Genomic DNA, 22,576 nt, shown 5'->3' on the forward strand with positions numbered 1-22,576 from the left:
TTTTCTCCGATTCCAGCGCCCGGCTACGGGCAAACATGCATCAGCACCGCATCAAAGCGGCGTCTCATCGCGGGTATCTAGCTGGCGGAAATCGGTTCGTCCAGCGGTCATAGGCGCGCACTACGCCGCATCTGGGCATTCATGTCACAATGAAGGGGTCATTTTTCAAGAACTTCCTCGGATGTTGCGAAAATCGCCGTTCGAAGGCGCGAATCACTTCGCAGGTGATTCTCTGACCCTTCGCCACGGCTATCGCCCCTGGCCCGGCCGAGCACCTGTTCACTCGGGTACCCGGCACGAGGCATATACGACAGCAACCTGACCGCGCGGTTCCGGGACCATGAAACCCATGTAAACATCTATTTTGAAATCATTTTTTTAGTTGCGTCGCGATAAATTTCCCGGTTGCGACCCCGGGGTTTTTCAAGCAAAGGCGGCGGGCGCGCGACCGATCTGAATGAGGACCCAAATGACTTTGTCAAAAAATGCCATTCTGCTGCTCGCGTTCACCGCCGCACACCAGGCCGCCGCCGAAGGCGACGCAGCGCGCGGCGAGAAACTCTACAACCGCTGCTCGTCCTGTCACGCCATCATCAAGGATGGCGAGGTTCTGATCAAAGGCGGCATCACCGGCCCGAATCTCTATGGTGTGGTCGGCAGGGCCGCCGGAACCGAAAACGACTATCTGAACGGCAGCGAACGGCTGCCCATCGGCATGTTCACCGATGACATGATCCGCGCCGGTGAAAACGGCCTGGTCTGGACGCAAGAGAATATTGCCGCCTACGCCCGCGACCCGATCGGGTTCATCCAGGACTTCCTGAAGGACGAGACCGCCCGCCCGAACATGAGCGTCAAGCTGAAGACAGGTGCCGAGGATATCGCCGCCTATCTGGCCACGTTCACCGACTGAACCCAACCCGGCGCCGGTCAACTGTCCCGCATCAGGGCGGCCAGTTGACCAAGCTCGGTGCCGATCCCGGACTGCTCGACATCCTCGGCGGCGGCCAGCCGCGCCGTCCCGGGCTTGTTCTGGTTCAGTTTCCAGGTGCCGTCGATCTGAGTGATCTGCATCCAGCAGGGCACGATCATGCGCATCATGCGCTCCAGCGCCGCCGGGTCCATCTTGTCGGCGCGCCAGGGCGGCTTGGGTTGCAGCCGCTGTTCGAAAAAGGCCGATTGCCGGTCCAGCAGATCGCGCAGCCGGTCCTGCGGCTGCAATTCCAGCCGGCCGGTCAGGTGCACCGCCACGTAATTCCACGTGGGCACCTGATCCGCGACCTCGTACCAATCGGGCGAAACATAGCCGTCAGGCCCCTGAACCGCGATCCGCGCCTCCTGCGGGTTGGCCAGCGCCCGCACGATCGGGTTCGAACGCACCAGATGCAGCTCGGCCACCGCGCCATCCTCGGACAGCAGAAAGGGCACATGGCTGATCAATGGCGGGCCGTCGACCGACAGCGCCAGTACGCCGAATCCCCGGCTGCGGGCAAACTCCACATGGCGCGCGCGGTCCTCGGCGCGAAAGGCTGGGTTGGGGTGCATGACCGTCCTCCTGCAGACAGGTCTTGCAGATCGCGCGCACGCTTGGCAAGGTCGCGCCGTTCTCAGGGCGGGGCGGAATTCCCCACCGGCGGTATGCGGGCCCAGACCCGCCAGCCCGCGAGCGGCTCTGTCATTCAACCGACAGAGTGTCAGCAGATCTGGTGAGAGGCCAGAGCCGACGGTTAAAGTCCGGATGAAAGAGAACGAGCAGCGCGCCCCGCCAAGGGCGCGTCTGTCCGTGATCGCCTTGGGTGACGTGTCATGCCGCGCTGGCAGCGAAACCGTTCGCACCCGCCAGCAGGCCACCAAGCTGAAAGGAGATCACGATGACACACACCCGCTATGCTTTCGTCAAAGCCAACTGGCATGCCGATATCGTCGACCGCGCGCTGGACGGTTTTCTGGAGCTGATCCCCGCCGATCAGGTCGATGTGTTCGACGTGCCGGGCGCGTTCGAGATGCCCCTGCTGGCCCGCGACCTGGCCCAAACGGGCCGCTATGCCGCCGTGGCCTGCGCGGCCTTTGTCGTCGATGGCGGCATCTACCGGCACGATTTCGTGGCGCAGGCCGTGGTTGACGGGCTGATGCGCGCGGGGCTGGAAACCGGAGTACCGGTCCTGTCGGTGTCGCTGACGCCGCACCAGTACCAGGAAACCGACCATCACAACGCCGTCTACCGCGCGCATTTCGTGGAAAAGGGGCGCGAGGCAGCTCGGGCGGCGCTGAAAATCGTCGAAACTCGCGCCGCACTGACCCGTGCGGCCTAGGCACACCGGGTTGGGGCAGCGATGCCCCAACCGCAAATCCGCTTGAGGCGGCAGGCTCTCGCCGTTAATCACGACCCTCAAAGGAGCACGCCCCATGTCGATGAACAGCTTTGGACACCTTTTCCGCGTCACCACCTGGGGTGAAAGCCACGGCCCCGCGCTGGGCGCCACGGTCGATGGCTGCCCGCCCGGAGTCCCGATCGACGAGGGCATGATCCAGCACTGGCTGGACAAGCGCAAACCGGGGCAGAACAAGTTCACCACCCAGCGGCGCGAGCCCGATCAGGTGAAAATCCTGTCGGGCGTGTTCGAGGGCCAGACAACCGGCACCCCCGTCCAGCTTATGATCGAAAACACCGATCAACGCTCGAAGGATTACGGGGACATCATTGACAAGTTCCGCCCCGGTCATGCCGACATCACCTATTGGCAGAAATACGGCATCCGCGACTATCGCGGCGGCGGTCGCAGCTCGGCCCGGGAAACGGCGGCGCGGGTGGCCGCGGGCGGGCTGGCGCGCGAGGCGATCAAGCAGATCGCGCCCAATGTCCAGATCACCGGCTATATGACCCAGATCGGCCCGCACCGGATCGACCGCACCAACTTTGATTGGGCGCAGATCGAACAGAACCCGTTCTGGACCCCGGACGCGCAGGCGGCACAGGACTGGGCGGCCTATCTGGACGATCTGCGCAAATCCGGCAACTCGGTCGGCGCGGTGGTCGAAGTGGTGGCGCGTGGCGTTCCCGCGGGCCTCGGCGCGCCGGTCTATGGCAAGCTCGACACCGATCTGGCCGCAGCGATGATGTCGATCAACGCGGTCAAGGGCGTCGAGATCGGCGAAGGCATGGCCGCCGCCGAACTGACCGGTGAGGCCAATGCCGACGAAATCTTCATGGGCCAGGACGGCCCGCAATACAGCTCGAACCACGCAGGCGGCATCCTGGGCGGCATCTCGACCGGGCAGGACATCGTGGTACGTTTCGCGGTCAAGCCCACCTCGTCGATCCTGACCACCCGCAAGACCATCACCAAATCGGGCGAAGAGACCGAGATCATCACCAAGGGCCGCCACGACCCCTGCGTCGGCATCCGCGCCGTGCCGGTGGGCGAGGCGATGATGGCCTGCGTGATCCTGGACCACCTGCTGCTGCATCGGGGCCAGATCGGTGAGAACCGTGGACGGATTGGCTGAGCTGCGCGACCGCCTACGCGCGGTCGTCGCGCAGCGGATGATCACCGACCCGGCCCATGACCTGGCCCATCTGGACCGTGTCTGGGTCAATGCCCGCGCCATCGCCGATGCGCAAACCGACAGGACCGTGCTGCTGGCGGCCTGCTATCTGCACGATCTGGTCAACCTGCCCAAGAACGACCCCGACCGACACCTGGCCTCGCGCCGGTCGGCCCAGGAGTCCGAGCCTGTTCTGCGAGAACTGGGCCTGAGCGATGCCCAGATCGCCGCCACCCGCCACGCGATCGAGGCGCACAGTTTTTCCGCCAACATCCCGCCCGAGACGCCCGAGGCGCGAATCCTGCGCGATGCCGACCGGTTGGATGCGCTGGGCGCCATCGGGATCGCGCGGAATTTCTCGGTGTCCGGCGCTTTGGGGCGGACGCTCTATGATCCGGCCGATCCGTTCGCATCGCACCGGCCGCTGGACGATCTGCACTATTCCATCGACCACTGGAAGGTGAAGCTGCTGGCCCTGCCCAACGACATGCTGACCGAAGCCGGACGGCAGATCGCTCAGCAACGGGTCCGGCGCATGATCCGGTTTCTGACCGAATTTGCCGAAGAGATCGGCAGCCCCCTGCCCGACAGCTGGACACGCCCCAATCCGACCCGTTGATCTTTGCCGCGCAAAGGCGCAGGGTCGCGCCGATGGCCCAATCCCTGACCTCTCATCGCCCCGTGCTGGCCGTGACGCTGAAACTCAGCGCGCTGTTCCTGTTCACGGCGATGTCGGCGCTGGTCAAGGCGCTGTCGGCGGATTTCCCGCCAGGCCAGATGGTGTTTTTCCGTTCGCTTTTCGCGGTGCCGGTGATCGTGGCTTGGCTGATCTCGCGCGGGGAACTGGCGCAGGGCTTTGTCGTCAGGAAACCCATGGGCCATTTCTGGCGCGGGGTGCTGGGCACCACCGCCATGGGCCTGACCTTCACCGGGCTCAGCTTTCTGCCGCTGCCCGAGGTTACGGCGATCGGCTATGCCACTCCGATCTTCACCCTGATCCTGGCCGCGCTGCTGCTGGGCGAGCGCATCCGCCTGATCCGCATCGGCGCGGTGGCGATCGGGCTCTTGGGCGTGCTGATCATGATCTGGCCGCGGCTGGGCTCGGCCGATCTGGGCACCGGAGCCACGATCGGCGCGCTGTGCGTGCTGGGCGCGACCGTGGCCCGTGGCTTCGTGCAGATCCACATCCGGCAACTGGTGCAGGTCGACCACCCCGCCGCGATCGTCTTCTATTTCTCGATGACCGCCACGCTGCTGTCGGTGCTGACCGTGTTCTGGGGCTGGACCGTGCCCACCCTGAACCAGCTGCTGATCCTGATCACGATGGGCCTGATCGGCGGCGTCGCGCAGATTCTGGTGACCTCGTCCTACCGGTTCGGGCAGGCCTCGATGCTGGCGCCGTATGACTATACGTCGATGCTGTTCGCCATCTTCATCGGCTATGTCTGGTTTGACGAGCTGCCGACCCTGGCGATCCTGCTGGGGGCGGCGCTGGTGATCGCCGGCAATGCGGTGGTGATCTGGCGCGAACACCAGCTGGGTCTGGAACGCGGCAAGGCGCGGTCGCTGACCGATCACAAACCCTGACTTTACCTTTCGCGCCCATCGCCTAGGTTGGCGCGGACAATCAACGAGGTTTTGCCATGAGCGACGCACAGGACCACAAACAGAAGATGCAACAGGTGCAGGCCCAGCACCGCAAGAAAGTGTCCGAGGCCGTGGATCCCGGCCGGGGGCTGGTGCTGATCAACACCGGCAAGGGCAAGGGCAAATCCTCGGCCGCGTTCGGCGTGGTGATCCGCGCATTGGGCTGGGGCCAGAAGGTCGCCGTGGTGCAGTTCATCAAGGGCAAATGGAAGACTGGCGAGCGGCGGTTCTTCGAAGAGCGCGATCTGGTCACCTGGCACACGATGGGCGAAGGCTTCACCTGGGACACCCAGAACCGCGACCGCGACATCACCGCCGCCACCGCCGCCTTCGACAAGGCGCGCGACCTGATGGCCAGCGGCGACTATGACCTTGTGGTGCTGGACGAGATCAACATCGCCCTGCGCTATGAATACCTGTCGGTGGACGCAGTGATCGAGGGGCTGAAGGCCCGCTCGGACCGGACCAGCGTGTTCCTGACCGGGCGCGACGCGCCGCAGGCGCTGCGCGACTATGCCGATCTGGTCACCGAAATGACCGAGGAAAAGCACCCGTTTCAGGCCGGCATCAAGGCCCAGCGCGGCGTCGATTTCTGATCAGTCAACGCGGGACGGCACCACTTGCCGGTGCCGCCGGCGTGCTCTGCGGGACAGTGGCGATCCGGGCGTCCGCAACCCCGGCCGCCCGGTCACAGCGTCCGTCCTGGCATTTGCAGTCCAGGTAGGCCACCAGGTCGCCATCGGCGCAGCACCCGCTGCCAAGGGGCAGGTCTGAACTGGACAGAAGTTCAAGTATCGGGTCGCGCATCGCGTGGCCTTTCCGAAATCGTTTCCGAGACGGTGGCGCGCCCTCGCGGGTGTACGGCTTGGCGTGCAGGCCGTCTCGGAATCAAAGGCTTGATACCGGGGTATCTGGCGTTGGGCTAAAACTGACAATTTCTGTCGGACTTTTCAAGACCAAAATTCGCCCCGGCCAAATGGCCGGAGCAAGGGGTCAGGCGGTGGCTGTCTGGTCGGGCGCGCTGAGCGAGATTACGGCCACCACGGCGGCGCCATTCAGCCAGTAGTAGACCGCATCCAGACCGGTGAAGCCGAACAGGCTAGGCGCGAACAGGAAGGTGAGCCCCACCAGCAGATCGACGGCCAGGTGAAACCTGTAGGGCAGCACGCGCCAGACGCCCAGGTGATGATCCGTCAGCACCGTCAGCATGAAAGCCGCCACGCCGGTGGCCACCGAGAGCCACAGCGCAATCGGGTTCGACGCGCCCAGTCCCAGAAGAAATGGCAACCCCATCAGGGCCAGGGCAACCGGGTAGTCCAGATAGGCATGAATGGTGCGGGTAACGAAACGCAGAGACATGATGTTTCCTTTCCTTGATTGAGGACGGATCAAGGATATGTTCGCCATCCCGAACGTAGCAGCCCAGATCGTTTGGAGTACCTTGCAGATCGTCCGCCAGTTTGCCGGATCAGTGCATCGCCCTGTAGGCGGCTGGAGACAGGCCGATCTGCTTCTTGAACACCCGCGAAAACGCCGCCTCGGAGGCATAGCCGACCTGAGCCGCCGCGTCGGCCACGTTCCAGCGGCTTTCGATCAGTCCGTGGCAGGCGATCTGCATACGCCAGTCGGTCAGGTATTGCATGGGCGTGGCGCCCATCTTCTGGGTGAACAACTGTGCGAAGGTCGTGCGCGACATGCCGGCTTCACGCGCCAGCGATGCCACGCTCCACTCGCGGGCCGGGTCGCGGTGAAAGGCGCCCAGCGCGCGTGATATACGTGGATCGGCGAAGCCCGACAGGGCCGCATCGGTGGGGCTTTGATGTTCCAGATAGGCGCGGATCGCCTGGGCGAACAGAACCTCAGACAGTTTCAGCGCGATCAGGTCCCCGCCGATCCGGGCACCCGCAACCTCGGTTTCGATCATCCGCAGCGTCGCCTCGATCCAGGCCCCAGCGGATTCGCCGTAATTCTCGATCAGGATATAGGGCGGCAGACGGTCGATCAGCATATGCCCTGTGCCGCGCCGCCCGGCCGGACCGGCAAACGAGAAATGCCCGCAGATCAGTTGGGTGTCACGGTCCTGATCGGCTCCGCCATAGACCAGCACACCGTCACCTTTGTAGCCGGCCCGGTCCAGAACCTGCTCCAGCGGCAGAGCATCCACGGGCCGGACCTCGCTGCACAGCAGCGCATGTGCGGCCCCGTGCGGGATCAGGATCAGATCCCCCTGCCGCAACCGCAGGGTCTCGCCGGTGGTGGACACATGCACCTTCAGCTCTCCGCGTTGGACGAAGTGAAACCGGGCGACGTTTTCGAATGCAGGCACCTGCACGCCGAAGGGCGGCGTGAACGAGGTCCGGAAATACAGGGTGCCCCGCAGGGACAGGCGCGTCAGGATATCGCTGAGCAGGTCCAACATGCGCCAAGGATACGGATTCGCACCCGACCGTCCAGCGCAGCGGACGATCTGTAACAAGGTCCGGACGGGCGGCAAGGCCGGTCGGCCACCGCCCGCGCGGATGTCGGATCAGCTGCGGACCAGCTGTTCGTAATCGTTGGCGATCTCACGGGTCAGGTCGCCGACCTCGAAGGTATACTCGCCGATCTGGCCCACCGGCGTGACCTCGGCCGCGGTGCCGGTCAGCCAGCACTGTTCGAAATCGGCCATCTCCTCGGGCAGGATGTGGCGTTCGTGTACGGTGATGCCCTTGTCTTTCAGCATCTGGATCACCGTCTGCCGGGTAATCCCGTTCAGGAAGCAGTCGGCTAGCGGTGTATGCACTTCGCCATCCTTGACGAAGAATACGTTGGCACCGGTCGCCTCGGCCACATAGCCGCGGTAATCCATAAACAAGGCATCCGAACAGCCTTTGGCCTCGGCCTTGTGCTTGGAGATGGTGCAGATCATGTACAGCCCCGCCGCCTTGGCATGGACCGGGATGGTTTCCGGGCTGGGCCGCTTCCACTCGGCGATGTCCAGCTTGGCGCCCTGCATCTTGGCATCGCCGTAATAGGCGCCCCAGGGCCAGACCGCGATGGCCATGCGCACCGGGTTGCGCGCCGAGGCCACGCCCATGTCCTCGCCCGAGCCGCGCCAGACCAGCGCGCGCACATAAGCGTCCTTGAGTCCGCTTTTTTCCAGCGTTTCGGCCTTGGCCGCCTCGATCTGATCGACCGTGTAGGGCATCGGCATGTCCAGCGCCTCGGCCGACTTGATCAACCGCTCGGAATGTTCGCGGCTTTTGAAAATCTTGCCGTTATAGGCGCGTTCGCCCTCGAAGACCGAGCTGGCATAGTGCATCGCATGGGTCAGGACATGCACCTTGGCGTCGCGCCAGGGCACAAATTCGCCATCCATCCAGATGACACCGTCACGATCGTCATATCCCGCCATCCGAAACCTCCTGACCCGGGCCACATTTCCGATTGTTGCGCTACTTAGGTCCGACCCGGACACAAAATTGCGCAAAAACTGCGATTCGATACCTGTCCGCCCTTGGAATGTCAATAACGCTGACTTAAAGTCGGGGCGTGTAACGAATGAGGCCCGATATGTCCGAGATCCGCCCCGCCCCGGTCTTTGGCGGAGAAAGCCTGTTGTTTCTGACGGATGAACAGCTTCGCCAGGGGATCGAGGCGATGTTCTTCGCCTATCGTGGCTTTACCGCCGACCCCGACCGCATCTTGAGCGAAATGGCCTATGGCCGGGCGCATCACCGGGCGATCCATTTCATCAACCGTGCGCCTGGCACCACGGTGAACAACCTGCTGGCGATTCTGGGGGTGACCAAGCAGTCGCTGAACCGGGTGCTGCGCACGCTGATCGACGACGGCCTGGTCGAAAGCCGGGTCGGCACCGTCGACAAGCGCGAACGCCACCTGTACCTGACCGAAAAGGGCAAGGCGCTGGAGTCGCAGCTGTCGGACGCCCAGCGCGCCCGGATGCGCGCGGCCTACAAGGATGCCGGCCCCGAGGCGGTTGCCGGGTTCCGCAAAGTTCTTGAAGCGATGATGGATGCTGATATGCGTCGGGCCTACACGAAACTGCGGGATTCAACTTCATGAGCGATGTGGACGCCCATCTTCTGATCGTCGATGACGATGAACGCATCCGCGATCTGCTCAAGAAATTCTTGATGCGCAGCGGATTTTTGGTGACGGCGGCGCGTGATGCAGCCCATGCGCGGCGGGTCCTGTCGGGGCTAGATTTCGACCTGATCGTGATGGATGTGATGATGCCGGGCGAGGATGGCGTCAGCCTGACCCGAGCCCTACGCGAAACGCATGACACGCCGATCCTGCTGCTGACGGCACGCGGCGAGACCGAGCACCGGATCGCCGGGTTGGAAGCCGGGGCCGACGATTACCTGGCCAAGCCGTTCGAGCCCAAGGAACTACTGCTGCGTATCAACGCGATCCTGCGGCGGATGCCGGAAACCACGGCGCAGGATACGGCTGCCAAGATCCTGCATCTGGGGCCGATCCGCTATGACATCGAACGCGGCGAGATGTGGCAGGGCGAAGAGCCGGTGCGGCTGACCGCCACCGAAAGCCAGCTGATGAAGATCTTCTCGGCTCAGCCGGGCGAGCCGATCAGCCGGTCGAAGCTGGTCGAGGATCTGGGGCGCGACAAGGGGCAGGCGCAGGAACGTGCAGTGGACGTGCAGATCACGCGCCTGCGCCGCAAGATCGAGCAGGACCCCAAGCAGCCGCGCTATCTGCAGACGGTGCGGGGCGCGGGATATATGCTGGCGCCCGATTGATTTTGCCGCTGCGCGGCGTTTTCTTGCCTTCGGCGAGGATATTTTTTGGCCAGATGAAGTTGGGGGAGTTTCATGAAGACCGCTGTTTTGACGCATGCCGACTGTCTGGGTCATGTCACCCCTGAGGGGCACCCCGAGCGGGTGGCCCGGCTGGAACATATTTTGCATGCGCTGGAGCCGCTGGACCTGCAGCGGGTGACCGCGCCGCTGGCGGCGGACGATGATCTGCTGCGCATCCATCCCGAGAGTTACATCCGCGAAATCCGTGACAGCCGCCCGACCGAGGGGTTCCGCCAGATCGACGGGGATACGTTCATGTCACCCGGCTCGGTCGATGCGGCCTATCGGGCGGCGGGGGCCGTGGTGCGGGCGGTGGACATGGTGCTGGGCGGTGAGGCGCCGAATGCGTTCTGCGCCAGTCGGCCGCCGGGCCATCACGCCGAACGGGAAACCGCCATGGGGTTCTGCCTGTTCGGCAATGCCGCTCTGGCGGCGAAACATGCGCTGGACCATCACGGGCTGGATCGGGTCGCGGTGGTGGATTTCGACGTGCATCACGGCAATGGCACGCAGGATCTGCTGTGGGACGAGGCCCGCGCGCTGGTAATCACCAGCCAGCAGATGCCGCTGTGGCCGGGCTCGGGGCGGCCGGATGAAACCGGGGCGCATGACACCATCGTGAACATCCCGCTGGCCCCCGGCACCGGTGGGGCCGAGATGCGCGCGGCCTACGAAGCGCAAGCCTTTCCCCGGCTGCGTGCGTTCAGGCCCGAGCTGATCATCATCTCGGCCGGATTCGACGCTCATCAGGACGATCCGCTGGCCAATCTGAACTGGTCCACCGACGACTTCGCCTGGATCACCGCGCAGCTGTGCCGGATCGCTGATGAGCTGTGTGGGGGCCGTATCGTCTCGACTCTGGAAGGCGGGTATGATCTGAACGCACTGGCCAAGGCCACACGCGCCCATGTTGAAGAACTGATGAAGGCAGCCCGATGACCGAGACCCCCGTTGAACAGATGACATTCGAACAGGCGATGAAAGAGCTGGAGGCCGTGGTCGGCCAGCTGGAGCGCGGCGACGTGGCGCTGGACCAGTCGATCGCCCTGTACGAGCGCGGCGCCAAGCTGAAGAAACGCTGCGAAGACGAGTTGAAGCGCGCCGAGGAGAAAGTGGCCGCCATCACGCTGGATGCCGATGGGCAGCCCACCGGGACGACCCCTGTCGAAGGCCTGTAATGTTTTCCGAAAGGCTGGTGCAGGATGCTGCGCTGATCCAGGCGCAGTTCGATCTGGTTCTGAATGCGTTCGAACCGGTCGATGTCACCCGGGCGATGGCCTATGCCACGCAGGGCGGCAAGCGGCTGCGCGGATTTCTGGTGCTGGAAAGCGCCCGGCTGCACGGAATGGACGAGACCTGCGCGATCTGGCCAGCGACCGGTATCGAGGCGCTGCACGCCTACAGTCTGGTGCATGATGATCTGCCCTGCATGGACGATGACGACCTGCGGCGCGGCCGCCCGACCGTGCACAAGCAATGGAACGACGGCATCGCGGTTCTGGCCGGCGACGCTTTGCAGGCGCTCGCGTTCGAGCTTTGCACCCGGCCCGAGGTCGGATCTTCAGACGTTCGGGCGGAACTGGCGCTGACCCTCGCCCGGGCCAGCGGCGCGGAAGGCATGGTTCTGGGTCAGGCGTTGGACATCGCTGCCGAAACTGCCGAACAACCTTTGACCCTGCCGGAAATCACGCATCTTCAGGCCGGCAAGACCGGGGCGCTGATCGAATGGTCGGCGTGCGCCGGCGCGGTTCTGGCGGAGGCTGATCCGACCCCATTGCGCCAATATGCCCGTGCGCTGGGTCTTGCCTTTCAGATCGCCGACGACATCCTTGATGTGGAAGGTGACAGCGAAAAGGCAGGGAAACGATTGCAAAAGGACGCACAGGCGGGAAAGGCGACATTCGTGTCCCTGCTGGGCCTCGACGCCGCCAAGGCCCGCGCGATCGAGCTGATTGATCAGGCCTGCGCCGCGTTGGATGGGTACGGAGCACGGGCCGAAACCTTGAAGGACGCCGCCCGCTTCGTTATTGCGCGTGAAAGCTGAACCGTAAGGGATGCCATGTCAGACCGTCCGAACACCCCGCTTCTGGACCTTGTGAACCGCCCGGCGGATCTCAAGCAGTTTTCGGACGCGCAGCTTCATCAGTTGGCAAACGAGTTGCGGGCCGAGACGATCTCGGCCGTGTCGGTCACCGGCGGGCATCTGGGCGCGGGGCTGGGCGTGGTCGAGCTGACCGTGGCCCTACACTCGGTGTTCGACACGCCGCGCGACAAGATCATCTGGGATGTCGGGCACCAGTGCTATCCGCACAAGATCCTGACCGAGCGGCGCGACCGCATCCGCACCCTTCGCCAGAAGGATGGCCTGAGCGGGTTCACCAAACGCAGCGAAAGCCCCTATGACCCGTTCGGCGCGGCGCACAGTTCGACCTCGATCAGCGCGGCATTGGGCTTTTCCGTGGCCCGCGACCTGGGTGGGGTCACGCCCGAGGGGCTGGGCGACGCGATCGCGGTGATCGGCGACGGGTCGATGTCGGCTGGCATGGCTTTCGAGGCGATGAACAACGCCGGCCACCTGAAAAAACGCCTGATCGTGATCCTGAACGACAACGAGATGAGCATCGCCCCGCCCGTGGGTGCGCTGTCGAACTATCTCTCGCGCATCTATGCCGAAGAGCCGTTCCACGATCTGAAGGCCGCCGCCAAGGGGGCGGTGTCGCTGCTGCCCGAACCGTTCCGCGAAGGCGCCAAGCGCGCCAAGGAGATGCTCAAGGGCATGGCGGTCGGCGGCACGCTGTTCGAAGAACTGGGATTCTCCTATGTCGGCCCGATCGACGGGCATGACCTGGACCAATTGCTGCCGGTTCTGCGCACCGTCAAGGCGCGGGCGACCGGGCCGATCCTGATCCACGCGCTGACCAAAAAGGGCAAGGGCTATGCCCCGGCCGAGCAGGCCCGCGACAAGGGCCATGCCACCGCCAAGTTCGACGTGGTCACCGGCAAGCAGCAGAAGGCGCCGTCGAACGCACCGTCCTATACCTCGGTCTTCGGCAAGACCCTGGTGGACGAGGCCAGCCGCGACGATAAGATCGTGGCAGTGACCGCGGCGATGCCCGACGGCACCGGGCTGAACCTGTTCGCCGAACGCTACCCGTCGCGCTGTTTCGACGTAGCGATTGCCGAGCAGCACGGGGTCACTTTCTCGGCCGCGCTGGCTGCGGGCGGGCTGAAACCGTTCTGCGCGATGTATTCCACGTTTTTGCAGCGCGGCTATGACCAGGTGGTGCACGACGTGGCGATCCAACGCCTGCCGGTGCGCTTTGCCATCGACCGTGCGGGGCTGGTTGGTGCTGATGGCGCGACCCATGCCGGGTCGTTCGACATCGCCTACCTGTCCAACCTGCCGGGCATGGTGGTGATGGCCGCCGCCGACGAGGCCGAGCTGGTGCACATGGTCGCCACCGCCGCCGCCCATAACGACGGCCCCATCGCATTCCGCTATCCGCGGGGCGAAGGCGTGGGCGTCGATCTGCCCGAACGTGGACAGGTTCTGGAAATCGGCAAGGGCCGCCTGATCCAGTCGGGGGCGCGGGTGGCGATCCTGTCCTTCGGGACGCGCCTGGCCGAGGTGCAGAAGGCCGCCGAATCTTTGGCCGCGCGCGGCATCACCCCCACCATCGCCGACGCCCGGTTCGCCAAGCCGCTGGACCGCGACCTGATCCTGGACCTGGCCGCCAACCACGAGGCGCTGATCACCATCGAAGAAGGCGCCATCGGCGGGTTCGGCAGCCACGTGGCACAACTGCTGGCGGATGAGGGCGTGTTCGACCGCGGACTGAAATACCGTTCGATGGTGCTGCCGGACATTTTCATCGACCAGGCCAGCCCCGCTGACATGTACGCGGTCGCGGGCATGAACGCCGAACATATCGAAGCCAAGGTGCTTGCCGTTCTGGGCATCGCATCAATCGGCGAAAAACGCGCCTGATCCCGGCCGGATCGTCTATTGCCCTCGGCCACTGCGGATTTCGGGTCGAACGACGGGTAAGCAAGGCCAGTCGCCCTCCAGCAAAACCTCACATCGGGGTCAATAACCGGTCTTGCCTACGGCCGTTGGACGGTTTAAACGATCCTTCGCACCACATACCGCGCTCTAACGGGCACGGGTGCGCGTCGAAAAATGGGCCGCTGTAGCTCAGCTGGTAGAGCACGTCATTCGTAAGTAGCGGGTCCATCCGCAATTGACGTTCGAGGCCAGTAGGTTAGAGAAGGCGCACAGTAACTAGTAGGGCCATAGTAGGGCCGCAGAAAAAGAAGGATGCCGCTGTAGCTCAGCTGGTAGAGCACGTCATTCGTAATGATGGGGTCGTAGGTTCGAGTCCTATCAGCGGCACCACCCTTCTTCGACAACACACCGATTTTGGCACTGGAATCAACACCTTCGACAAGCCCACAAGGTGACGTTTGCGCTTTCGATTTTCAGACATCCGGGCTAGGCTGCGTTCAGGATTGGCAGATAGAGCCAGTCTCGGGGCGTAGTAACCCCTCCCGTAGCGGTCGGTGCAGACCGTAATGCACCTCCTCGAACCTTATGGTCGGGGAGGCACTGGCGTATGTCCAGGGCTTCGGCCTAAAGGCCAGCGCGGTTGTCTACGTGCGGCTTACTAACTCCCCGGCTGCCAGAGGAAACTCTGGTGGCCGATTTCGTTAGTAGAGGACCGCTATGAGCAGAAAAATTGCACTTTCGTATTTGTTTGCAGGCGTGGTGTATGCAGGCGTAACGCACGCGTCGGATGCCGATTCTTGGATCGCCAAATCCGATGATTTGGAGATACATCGCGATGCATTCCTGATCGCTGCTACCGAGTTGGTAGAGAACGGCACATGCACGCCGAGCGAGTTTGTAGAACATGGAGGGTGGGTGAGGTCGAACTCATTTGAATCTAGGTCCGTGTACTTCATGTATTGCGGCTGACCTACAGTCGCCAATCGTTTGTATCTCGACGCCTCCACCGGCGAAGTGTTTCGTTAATTTTCAATTCGTTAAAGAGAACGTATCACATGAAAAACTCAACACGACCCTGTCCGTTCTGCGCAAAAAAAAATCAAACCTGCCGCCATCATTTGCAAGCATTGTGGCAGCAACCTTGGCGATGTTTCGGCACCTATCAGTACCGACCAGAACACTGACACGGTTATCACCAAACCAGCAGATCATCGTGAAGCCGTAAAACTTGGAAAGTCCGCGGTGCGCGGGTTCATCCGATTCCAGATACTGATCTTGGAACTTATTGCCTTCGGATTTGCTCTCCATCTACTGTAAAAACAGGACGCCGATATCCAAACCGCAGTGGCGATGCTGCTTTTCGTACTGTTTCTATTCACCTTGATAACAGGCATTGGTATTCCTCATTTCCAGCATCGCGGAAAAGCTCTGTTGTTTCTGGCGGTCGCGACATTCTTTTCGCTCCAAGGCGCTGGGATAGTGAGCGACCAACGGGTGGCTCGTCTCGCCGAACTCCGCGAAACTGACCCCACTGCGTATCTCACCGAACTTCGGAGCATTGACGAAAATCGCTGGTTTACGGAACTCCGAACCTTGGATCCTGATGCCCATGCAGCGGAAGCCGAGCGTCGCGGAAGAAAGGCCAAAGCAGAACGCCTTTCCAAATGCACAGACAAGAATAAAAGCCTTGCATATGTAATGATCCAAACCGACGTGCAGAAATTCTCTGCGCTCACCATCTACGGCAGAATTTCCCGGTCGATACGGTTCGGGAACCGGGCACATTGGCGATTGCGTCTATCAGGTTATTGGAAACTTCGATGCTCAGAACGGATTTGGCGCGATGATCCGAGGCAGTTTCGCTGGAACAATTCAGTTCTATCCTGAGCGTGGTAGTTGGCGAACACTGACTTTGGACGTGCAGGGCTAGATTGCCCAACTGACAATGAACCTAGTTGGCAGGCAACCGCTGCGCAGAACTGCCCAGCGCGTCCTCTGGCGTCCGCTGAGTCGGTTGGCAGCCCAATGGGTGGGGGTGCCCCCGCAACGTTGTTAAGCCCACAGCGTGGCTGTGGCGTCCGCTAAGGTCGCTTAGCCGTTTACCGCAGTCATAAAAATACACCCCGCGAAACACATTTCTCGCGAGCAAATTTTTTCAATCGCATCACCGCTTGAGTAAGGAGAGAGGTACATATCTGCATAGGTAGTATAGGGTATATAGGTAATATTTCCAACCGCAGTTGGAGCGCAAAAAAGGGCGGCCAAAAGCCGCCCTGTTTGCCTATTTCACCTATATCAAAACGGTGTTTCGCCGCTGTTTTCCAAGCCACTATAGTCATGCGGGGGATCAATATCGCCCAGCCATTCGTCGGTGTCGTCCGACCAAGGGATCGGCTGACCGATGTAATCTTCGAACATCACCCTACAATCGCGCAGAAGCGGAAAATGGTAACGCATGGACCGCACCACCATTGGTTCCCCGTGACTGCCGTAACCTGTAATGAACTTTCCGCTTTGAACTTTTTTGATGCCCGAGAAGATCTTGCCGAGGTCGCGACCGAACAGTGTTTCCTGAACAAACTGAGCGCTGGGGTGAGACCGTTTCATGTCGGAGTACATCGCGGCAATAGTGGTAATACCCGGTCCATTTCCGGGAGCGTCCGCCTGCGGAAGGATGCCCGTGTCCAACATCTGGTAGATGTATTTTTCCACCGGCCCTTGAGCCTGAATGATCTGATCGAACAGTTCAGGTGTACGGATCGTTTTCCGTGGGTCAGGTCCATTGGAGATGTCCCGCTCAAGAAGTTCGTGCAGCATGGCTTCATATCCGCCTGCGTTCATCTGTTGTGCTATCGCTGCGAAGTAGGCTTTGTCTTCTCTCTTCCGATCAGAAACTTCGAAGACCTGCCAGCGGCGGTCGCCAATGTCAGCAGGAACAACTGACCGTTCGTTGGACGTGATCATGAAAATCATGTGATTCTTGAGCCAGATCGGATCAACACCCTTCCGCTCAATCATGATCTGAGGTTCGGTCAACATAGTTTTGATGACACCTGCATTCTTGCGATCACCGCCGAACATGGCTTCGTCCACATAGACAAATCTCCGACCTTCCATATGCTGATTGAAGCGGCCTCGGACGTGATCGTCCTTCGTGATCGACACAAAGTGCGGCATCCAAAGCTGACCATACGCGTTGGCAAGAACACCTTTACCTGTGCCGGGGAGGCCCTTGAGAACCGGGGCAGTTCCGATGACAAGTGCAGGCTGCTGAACGCCCAGCGCAAGCCAATTCATCAACCAGTTGAAGTATTCATCGTTTCCGCGGCAGATGTTGTCGAAGATATGGTCTTTCAGCTTACTCCAATCACCAGGAATGGGCTCGACCGCGAAGCCCCGCCACATGTTCCAGACATGACCATTGTGACCCGGTGGTAGCGAGGGATCAAAATCCACTTCGTGATAGTGGGCCGCATATGGATGCTGCATCCAGAATTTGGCTTTGGGCCTCCAAGCTGTGTTGCCGCTATCGTCCGTAACAGGAAACTTTTCGGGTGCCAGCCGATCTTCAAAAGGCCCTTTGCCCAGCAACGACAGCACTTCAGTGCTCACACTGTTCTTCAAAATAATCCGAGTCGTGGTGCCATACGTCAAAATACCAAACCGGGAATTCATGTCGCGAACAACGGAATTCATCGGCCCGTTCCATCCGAGATCTTTTGCGTACTGAAACACCGTGCCAATCGTCAGGCTGCCATCAGGTTCGAGACCGTCCCAAACCTCGACGGAATTTTCATAGCCATCGTATTTCGCGGACGTCTTTGCCCACTCATCCCAGATTTCAAACGATGTAGCACCCAGACTGTTTTTGATGGCGAGGCCGAACTTGATCCATATGTCGTAGTCATCGGCATCAACATGCTTGAGCGCCGCACGAACTTCGTTTTCATCCCCCGGCAAGACCTCGCTAGACAACGCAGCCACCGGCAGTTTCGGCGTCGGGGCTTTCCGGGGCTTCGCAGCCGGCGGATCGTAGATTGTAGATATATCGGGATTGTAGAGGTCTTCGATCTTGGGTGGAGTGAAGCCATCCCAATCCATGGGTTGCAAATCTGCATCCAGCGGCACCGATTCGCGGGCGAAGGGCAAAGCCACAAGGTTTCCCAAGCCGCCTTCGCCAACGCGATCATTTTTCGGAAATACCTCCACCTCGCGCTTCAGAACGCCCTTCGTCCCGTGCTTGAAGCCGCAGGAGGCAACGAGTTCACGAAGAAACACCTTCATAAGATTAGCCGGTTGCGGGGTCGGCCAGACCAGCCAGATATGAAGGCCAGCACCACCGCCGGAACGGCAGCACAACGGCTGAAGACCTGTATCGGTCAGCTTTTTCTTAATGGGTTTTACCAAAGTGACCATTTGGCCCCAATTCATGGAATTGTCGTGGTCGTCGAAATCGATAACCGCAACTTGGCAAGTGTCGCCAAAAACGAAATAGCAGCCGATTGGTTGCTCTCCCGTAAGGTGTGCTTTCACGACCTCTGTTGTGATATCAGCTTCGCGCGGCTGATATTTCGCCTTTGCCTTATGGTTGTAGATTGCGTGGTTTTTCTTGTTTCCGAGGGAGGCAATCGAATGAACGAACGCCACGATTTCATTGGAGGCTTTCAGCTGATTAGACATTTGCGCCTCCCTGCGGTGTGCATTCATGTGCGGTCAGCCAGCTATCAATTTCGGACAGGCGGTAGAGTACCTTTCCGCGAATACGCAGGAACTTCGGGCCATATCCATAAACACGGCCCTTCTCGAAATACGAAGTGCTGAAACCGGTTAGGTTCGCCACCTCTTTGGTGGTCAACAATTCCATCAGGTTGCGGGAACGTTTGGCCACATTTGCGGCATTATGATGCGCAGAGTAAGCGCGCAGCTTTTTGGTGCGAGGCATGTGATAGCCCTTCTCACAGGTGTTTCAAACTAAGATTGAGAACGCCAGAGAACGCTGCGCCCAAACCCGCGCTTGCTTCTCCTTGATAGGCCATCGGCCTCGGGCAGGACTACCTGCTTGTGGGGTCCGTTTGACCGGTCAAGTACACCTTCTGTGTAAGTCCCCACCCGGAGATCGCGGACTTTCACCGCCCCACGGTCGCCACACCGCTTTTGGGATATCTTCCTTTAAACCATCCATGCACCGAAAGAAAATTGATCGTCAAGAACAGTTTGTTTGGATTCCAAGGCAGTCCAAAATCATCCAACACGCGCGCGCACGAAGGGGCAACCATAGGATCACTCGTTAAACACTAATACGTCTGTATTCCTCGAGAATCGACATTCACTCGTGGATTCGATCTGAACCCGTAGCCCACTGCCCACCAACGATCAGGCTGCCGTCGATGGGGTGGGGTCACCGCACGATCAGTCGTGCGGCTCTTTCAGTTCCAGGATGCGCTGTGCCACCAGTTCGACTGGTTCCCGCAGGCGCTCAGCGTTCACCACGATATAGCCTCCTGTCACATCGCCATTGGTCCGGTGATTAAGCAAGCGCTTGAGCGCATAGTAGGGCACGTCGAGGCTCTCAGCGATGGTGATGAACGTGCGCCGCAGGTCATGCAGGGTGAAACTGACGCCAGACCCTGCTGTGACACGCTGGAGGAACTTCTTGGTTTCGACAAGATGACCGGTCTTACCCGGCCCGGGGAACACCCACGGGGAGCCTTTGTTCAATTCACGCCGTTGGGCCAACAGGTTCACCAGAAACTCCGACAGAGGCAAGGTCAACGGGTCGCCGTTCTTGGTCGTCGGCAGGTGAAGAGTCTTGGCAGACAGGTCAACGTTCTCCCAGCGAAGTTTCAACACCTCGCTACGGCGCATTCCTGTGAACAGGGTCGTAAGCAGGAAGTCCCGCGAGTAGTCCGGTTCCGCCATCACCGCTTTCCACCATGCGGGTAGATCGGCCGAAGTTACGACAGTCTGACGGCGCTGATCCTTAAACCATGCCCGCGCTTGGGTCAGGATTTGCACCGGATTAGGTGGATATTCGTCCTGCGTTGCGGACGTGAAATTGTAGAGCGAGCGAAAGTGCCGCATCACGTTGTTGGCGGTGGTTTTCCCATGCTTCTTGCCGATATCCTGATGCTTCTTGAGCACCATCTGACGGGTAATTTCCTTCATCTCCAGTTTGCGCCACGCTTTAAGATACAGTTGAACTGTCCGCCGGTAGTGTTCGACTGTGCTGGGTGACAAGGTGTTGCGCGTCTCGAAGAACCGTTCCATTGCCAACTCCAAGGTGACCCGCTCCTGCTTCTCCTTCCGTTTTTCGGCATTGGGGTCACGCCCCTCGGCCATCTCGCCCAGATTGACCAACGCCTTCTTGCGGGCGATCTCGGGGGCGAACACATCCGCGCGGCCTATTGTGACGCGGCGTGTGCGCCGGTTCACCTGCCCCTCGGCAAAGAACACCTTGGAATTGGCGCCGACCCGCAAGCCGAAACCTGAGAGCAATGTGTCGCGGTAGAATACTTGACCGCTCGTGGGATACGAAATTTCATCGACCGCGCGGCGCGTAAGACGTAGATTTGGCATTGTGACCCTCCTATTGGCCACAAATCATTATAAGCACGCATTGAGAAAAAGCTCGACTTTTCATCGTATTATGATGGAGAATGGGATGTAATCTAATCCAATGAAGAGCTGTCCAGCATTGAAGTTAGCAAAGCTGCACGGCTTACCCAGTGTGATCGGGTTCGCCGATTTTGCAGGAAATAAGCCTCCCGCTGAATTCTGCTGGAAAGACACACGTTATCGTCGTAAACGCTAGACGAACGCTTATCCCTAGTTGTCGTATCTCTTTGTGGAAACCGCGAAGCAGATGTTCGCGGATGGGCTGCAGCAAATGTATCTCCAGGGGGTTTCTTTATGGTATTGGATGTTTTCTTGTCGTCGAGCAGCCGTGATGGGTATTCTCAGGACATTGTTGATCTCTTTGCGAAGCCGGTCGGTGCAAAACAGCAATTTCGATATGCATCAAAGTGGATTTCGTCCGTTGTTGATGACAGAAAATCGAAGGAGGTATACGGAAACTCCAAGCCCGCTATTTTGTGCTACCTTGATCAAGAAGAAGAGAACGTTACACCGCAGATTTTACCTATTCGCTTTGCCGATATAGTCGAAGTGCGTAGCCATGGATCAACGGTTAGTGTTGTTTTTGAGCTAGGTGCGTTTTGTAAATTTGATGACTTATGCTCCCTTAACGCCAAGTTGCGAGCGTCCCAGCTGGAATTTCCTGATTTCGAGGATGGAAAACTCTCCGGCAAATACTGGGTGTTCGATGATCAAAGTTGTTTTGATGGTGTAGTAGGTTCAAATGATCTCGCGGATTGGGAGAACCTTGTTGAAAAGTATTTTCAAACACCCAATCATATTGAAGATACCCCATTTTACCGCCTCCAGAATGTTAAGGACTTGCAGGCGAACAAAACGGTTGAACCATTCGAAGACGAGGGTTCACTAACCTTTGAATTGGAAGGTGGTAAAAATTACGAAGTCCAAGTTTACCACTATCACCCCAAACGGCACTTCAGCGAGTATACGCTTGAAGTAAGCTCAGGGGATGATGTGATAAAGTCTCTAAATGGTGAGACACGCGCCATGAACACGCGATACGATCGCAAAGATTTTCGCTTCAAAACGAGAATGAGTCCTCTGGGTGAAGACACGCGATTGGCATTTAGGCGTAAAGAAAGCACCACCGAAAAGCTAATTTGGGAAGACTTTCAGATCAGAATAGTAACCAAACCCTCATTTGGATTGGCAGCCCTTAGTGTGATTGTCACCGCCATAGGTTTCGCGCTTCCGTTTGTCGTTCGAACACTGACTGACCCTTCTAAGGATTGGCCGGTGATTATTGGCGCTGTTGTTGGCGGTGTTATCGTTGGAACGACTGCTATTGCGAAAGACGACTACTCAAAAGCAGTACAAATATTGGGGCGCTGGAAGCGAAAGTTATTTGGGTAAGCCCCTAAAGAACGAACTGTGGCTCCCCATCCTTCACCTGCCATTTGAGATGTATCCAATTCAAGGGTACGTAGTGCGAAACCCCAGCGGCATCTAGGAGTCGGTGACCATTGTCACTTACATAGAGCTTTAGGGGTTTTTCAATACGAACGGTTTGCCCGTCTGCAAAGATGTACTCGCGCCACTGTTCAGAGGAAATATCCTTGAACTCCAAACCTGATTCATTTCGGAAGTCTACGATCTGAGACATGTGCTCGCCTCCATTGCTTGTTCTCGTTTGGTTCTTATATCGGGGTTTTTGTGCCTCAAGTCAATGTTTCGTGCACGGACTCTTCAGCACAACCACAGAGTCTAAGACAACTGTATTCAGTGCAGCAGTCAAGAGTTCTGCATTTTCGATGTAAAAACAATGACCTGACTTCTTAATGCGGTTGACTCGAGCTTAGTGAGACCAAATCATCTGAGTGCAATTCAAGAAAAGTTCTCCTAACCAACTCGAATCTGCCAGGATTGCTGCTATATTGAGAATACGTCGGAGGTTCTTCGG

24 protein-coding genes, 1 tRNA gene and 1 riboswitch are annotated in these 22,576 nt (G+C 59.6%); of the genes, 14 read left to right on the plus strand and 11 right to left on the minus strand.

From position 1 onward, the window contains the following. Nucleotides 1-469: 469 nt before the first annotated feature. A complete protein-coding gene (locus tag ACR0CU_RS12180; protein ID WP_170364534.1) occupies nucleotides 470-913 on the plus strand; it encodes a c-type cytochrome in 444 nt (147 codons plus the stop codon). A gap of 17 nt (nucleotides 914-930) precedes the next feature. On the opposite strand, the gene ACR0CU_RS12185 is transcribed toward ACR0CU_RS12180, so the two are convergent. Further along, nucleotides 931-1,545 (minus strand): FMN-binding negative transcriptional regulator, encoded by a 615-nt coding sequence (locus tag ACR0CU_RS12185; RefSeq protein WP_170447371.1) that lies wholly within the window; start codon nucleotides 1,543-1,545, stop codon nucleotides 931-933. A 54-nt stretch (nucleotides 1,546-1,599) separates the two neighbouring features. Continuing rightward, nucleotides 1,600-1,754, plus strand: a riboswitch (FMN riboswitch). Between the two features lie 117 nt (nucleotides 1,755-1,871). On the opposite strand from ACR0CU_RS12185, the gene ACR0CU_RS12190 reads away from it, so the two are divergent. From ACR0CU_RS12190 to cobO, 5 genes are all read left to right on the plus strand, one after another. Then, complete coding sequence (locus tag ACR0CU_RS12190) at nucleotides 1,872-2,312, plus strand: 6,7-dimethyl-8-ribityllumazine synthase (protein ID WP_170447369.1); 441 nt, start codon at nucleotides 1,872-1,874, stop codon at nucleotides 2,310-2,312. Nucleotides 2,313-2,406: 94 nt separating this feature from the next. After that, the gene (gene aroC / locus ACR0CU_RS12195; protein ID WP_170447367.1) at nucleotides 2,407-3,507 is read left to right on the plus strand and encodes a chorismate synthase; all 1,101 of its coding nucleotides are present in this window, start codon (nucleotides 2,407-2,409) and stop codon (nucleotides 3,505-3,507) included. Beyond that, nucleotides 3,491-4,165, plus strand: a complete 675-nt coding sequence (locus ACR0CU_RS12200) for an HD domain-containing protein (protein ID WP_170447365.1) — start codon at nucleotides 3,491-3,493, stop codon at nucleotides 4,163-4,165. Before aroC ends, ACR0CU_RS12200 begins: the two co-directional genes overlap by 17 nt. Nucleotides 4,166-4,197: 32 nt before the next feature. Next, complete coding sequence (locus ACR0CU_RS12205; RefSeq protein WP_170447363.1) at nucleotides 4,198-5,133, plus strand: DMT family transporter; 936 nt, start codon at nucleotides 4,198-4,200, stop codon at nucleotides 5,131-5,133. 56 nt (nucleotides 5,134-5,189) lie between these two features. Further along, entirely contained in the window at nucleotides 5,190-5,789 is a 600-nt protein-coding gene (cobO, locus tag ACR0CU_RS12210) for a cob(I)yrinic acid a,c-diamide adenosyltransferase (protein ID WP_170447361.1), read from the plus strand. A gap of 4 nt (nucleotides 5,790-5,793) precedes the next feature. On the opposite strand, the gene ACR0CU_RS12215 is transcribed toward cobO, so the two are convergent. The 4 genes from ACR0CU_RS12215 to ACR0CU_RS12230 all read right to left on the minus strand — a co-directional run bounded on the left by ACR0CU_RS12215 (nucleotide 5,794) and on the right by ACR0CU_RS12230 (nucleotide 8,587). Next, nucleotides 5,794-6,000 (minus strand): hypothetical protein, encoded by a 207-nt coding sequence (locus ACR0CU_RS12215; RefSeq protein WP_093964018.1) that lies wholly within the window; start codon nucleotides 5,998-6,000, stop codon nucleotides 5,794-5,796. A 186-nt stretch (nucleotides 6,001-6,186) separates the two neighbouring features. Beyond that, complete coding sequence (locus tag ACR0CU_RS12220; RefSeq protein ID WP_170342836.1) at nucleotides 6,187-6,552, minus strand: hypothetical protein; 366 nt, start codon at nucleotides 6,550-6,552, stop codon at nucleotides 6,187-6,189. 109 nt (nucleotides 6,553-6,661) lie between these two features. Then, nucleotides 6,662-7,612, minus strand: coding sequence for an AraC family transcriptional regulator (locus tag ACR0CU_RS12225; RefSeq protein ID WP_170447359.1), 951 nt, complete (start codon nucleotides 7,610-7,612; stop codon nucleotides 6,662-6,664). Between the two features lie 108 nt (nucleotides 7,613-7,720). Next, the gene (locus tag ACR0CU_RS12230; protein ID WP_170340845.1) at nucleotides 7,721-8,587 is read right to left on the minus strand and encodes a branched-chain amino acid aminotransferase; all 867 of its coding nucleotides are present in this window, start codon (nucleotides 8,585-8,587) and stop codon (nucleotides 7,721-7,723) included. 158 nt (nucleotides 8,588-8,745) lie between these two features. On the opposite strand from ACR0CU_RS12230, the gene ACR0CU_RS12235 reads away from it, so the two are divergent. From ACR0CU_RS12235 to ACR0CU_RS12265, 7 genes are all read left to right on the plus strand, one after another. Continuing rightward, nucleotides 8,746-9,258: a MarR family winged helix-turn-helix transcriptional regulator gene (locus ACR0CU_RS12235; protein WP_170342830.1), complete on the plus strand. Its 513-nt coding sequence runs from the start codon at nucleotides 8,746-8,748 to the stop codon at nucleotides 9,256-9,258. Further along, nucleotides 9,255-9,956 carry a response regulator gene (locus tag ACR0CU_RS12240; RefSeq protein WP_093964013.1) on the plus strand — a complete coding sequence of 234 codons (702 nt, stop codon included), beginning with the start codon at nucleotides 9,255-9,257 and terminating at the stop codon, nucleotides 9,954-9,956. The genes ACR0CU_RS12235 and ACR0CU_RS12240 overlap by 4 nt, the downstream gene beginning before the upstream one ends. A 72-nt stretch (nucleotides 9,957-10,028) precedes the next feature. After that, nucleotides 10,029-10,955: a histone deacetylase family protein gene (locus ACR0CU_RS12245; RefSeq protein ID WP_170447357.1), complete on the plus strand. Its 927-nt coding sequence runs from the start codon at nucleotides 10,029-10,031 to the stop codon at nucleotides 10,953-10,955. Further along, entirely contained in the window at nucleotides 10,952-11,194 is a 243-nt protein-coding gene (locus ACR0CU_RS12250) for an exodeoxyribonuclease VII small subunit (protein ID WP_005979588.1), read from the plus strand. The genes ACR0CU_RS12245 and ACR0CU_RS12250 overlap by 4 nt, the downstream gene beginning before the upstream one ends. After that, nucleotides 11,194-12,060, plus strand: coding sequence for a polyprenyl synthetase family protein (locus ACR0CU_RS12255; protein ID WP_170447355.1), 867 nt, complete (start codon nucleotides 11,194-11,196; stop codon nucleotides 12,058-12,060). The genes ACR0CU_RS12250 and ACR0CU_RS12255 overlap by 1 nt, the downstream gene beginning before the upstream one ends. A 15-nt stretch (nucleotides 12,061-12,075) precedes the next feature. After that, nucleotides 12,076-14,004 (plus strand): 1-deoxy-D-xylulose-5-phosphate synthase, encoded by a 1,929-nt coding sequence (gene dxs / locus ACR0CU_RS12260; RefSeq protein ID WP_170447353.1) that lies wholly within the window; start codon nucleotides 12,076-12,078, stop codon nucleotides 14,002-14,004. A gap of 332 nt (nucleotides 14,005-14,336) precedes the next feature. Then, a tRNA-Thr gene (locus tag ACR0CU_RS12265) sits at nucleotides 14,337-14,412 on the plus strand. 639 nt (nucleotides 14,413-15,051) lie between these two features. Here the strand turns inward: ACR0CU_RS12265 and ACR0CU_RS12270 are convergent. From ACR0CU_RS12270 to ACR0CU_RS12290, 5 genes are all read right to left on the minus strand, one after another. After that, a complete protein-coding gene (locus tag ACR0CU_RS12270; RefSeq protein ID WP_170447349.1) occupies nucleotides 15,052-15,330 on the minus strand; it encodes a hypothetical protein in 279 nt (92 codons plus the stop codon). Between the two features lie 63 nt (nucleotides 15,331-15,393). Continuing rightward, nucleotides 15,394-15,807 (minus strand): hypothetical protein, encoded by a 414-nt coding sequence (locus tag ACR0CU_RS12275; protein ID WP_170447347.1) that lies wholly within the window; start codon nucleotides 15,805-15,807, stop codon nucleotides 15,394-15,396. Nucleotides 15,808-16,317: 510 nt separating this feature from the next. Further along, nucleotides 16,318-18,702 (minus strand): DUF5906 domain-containing protein, encoded by a 2,385-nt coding sequence (locus tag ACR0CU_RS12280; RefSeq protein ID WP_170447346.1) that lies wholly within the window; start codon nucleotides 18,700-18,702, stop codon nucleotides 16,318-16,320. Then, nucleotides 18,695-18,964, minus strand: a complete 270-nt coding sequence (locus ACR0CU_RS12285; protein ID WP_170447344.1) for a helix-turn-helix transcriptional regulator — start codon at nucleotides 18,962-18,964, stop codon at nucleotides 18,695-18,697. Before ACR0CU_RS12285 ends, ACR0CU_RS12280 begins: the two co-directional genes overlap by 8 nt. Nucleotides 18,965-19,431: 467 nt before the next feature. Then, nucleotides 19,432-20,598 carry a tyrosine-type recombinase/integrase gene (locus ACR0CU_RS12290; protein ID WP_170447342.1) on the minus strand — a complete coding sequence of 389 codons (1,167 nt, stop codon included), beginning with the start codon at nucleotides 20,596-20,598 and terminating at the stop codon, nucleotides 19,432-19,434. 333 nt (nucleotides 20,599-20,931) lie between these two features. On the opposite strand from ACR0CU_RS12290, the gene ACR0CU_RS12295 reads away from it, so the two are divergent. Beyond that, nucleotides 20,932-22,029 (plus strand): hypothetical protein, encoded by a 1,098-nt coding sequence (locus ACR0CU_RS12295; protein ID WP_170447340.1) that lies wholly within the window; start codon nucleotides 20,932-20,934, stop codon nucleotides 22,027-22,029. Between the two features lie 4 nt (nucleotides 22,030-22,033). Here ACR0CU_RS12295 and ACR0CU_RS12300 read toward each other — a convergent pair whose 3' ends face one another. Beyond that, complete coding sequence (locus ACR0CU_RS12300) at nucleotides 22,034-22,279, minus strand: hypothetical protein (RefSeq protein WP_170447338.1); 246 nt, start codon at nucleotides 22,277-22,279, stop codon at nucleotides 22,034-22,036. Nucleotides 22,280-22,576 lie beyond the last annotated feature (297 nt).

It is taken from the genome of Ruegeria sp. BC2, assembly GCF_056539245.1.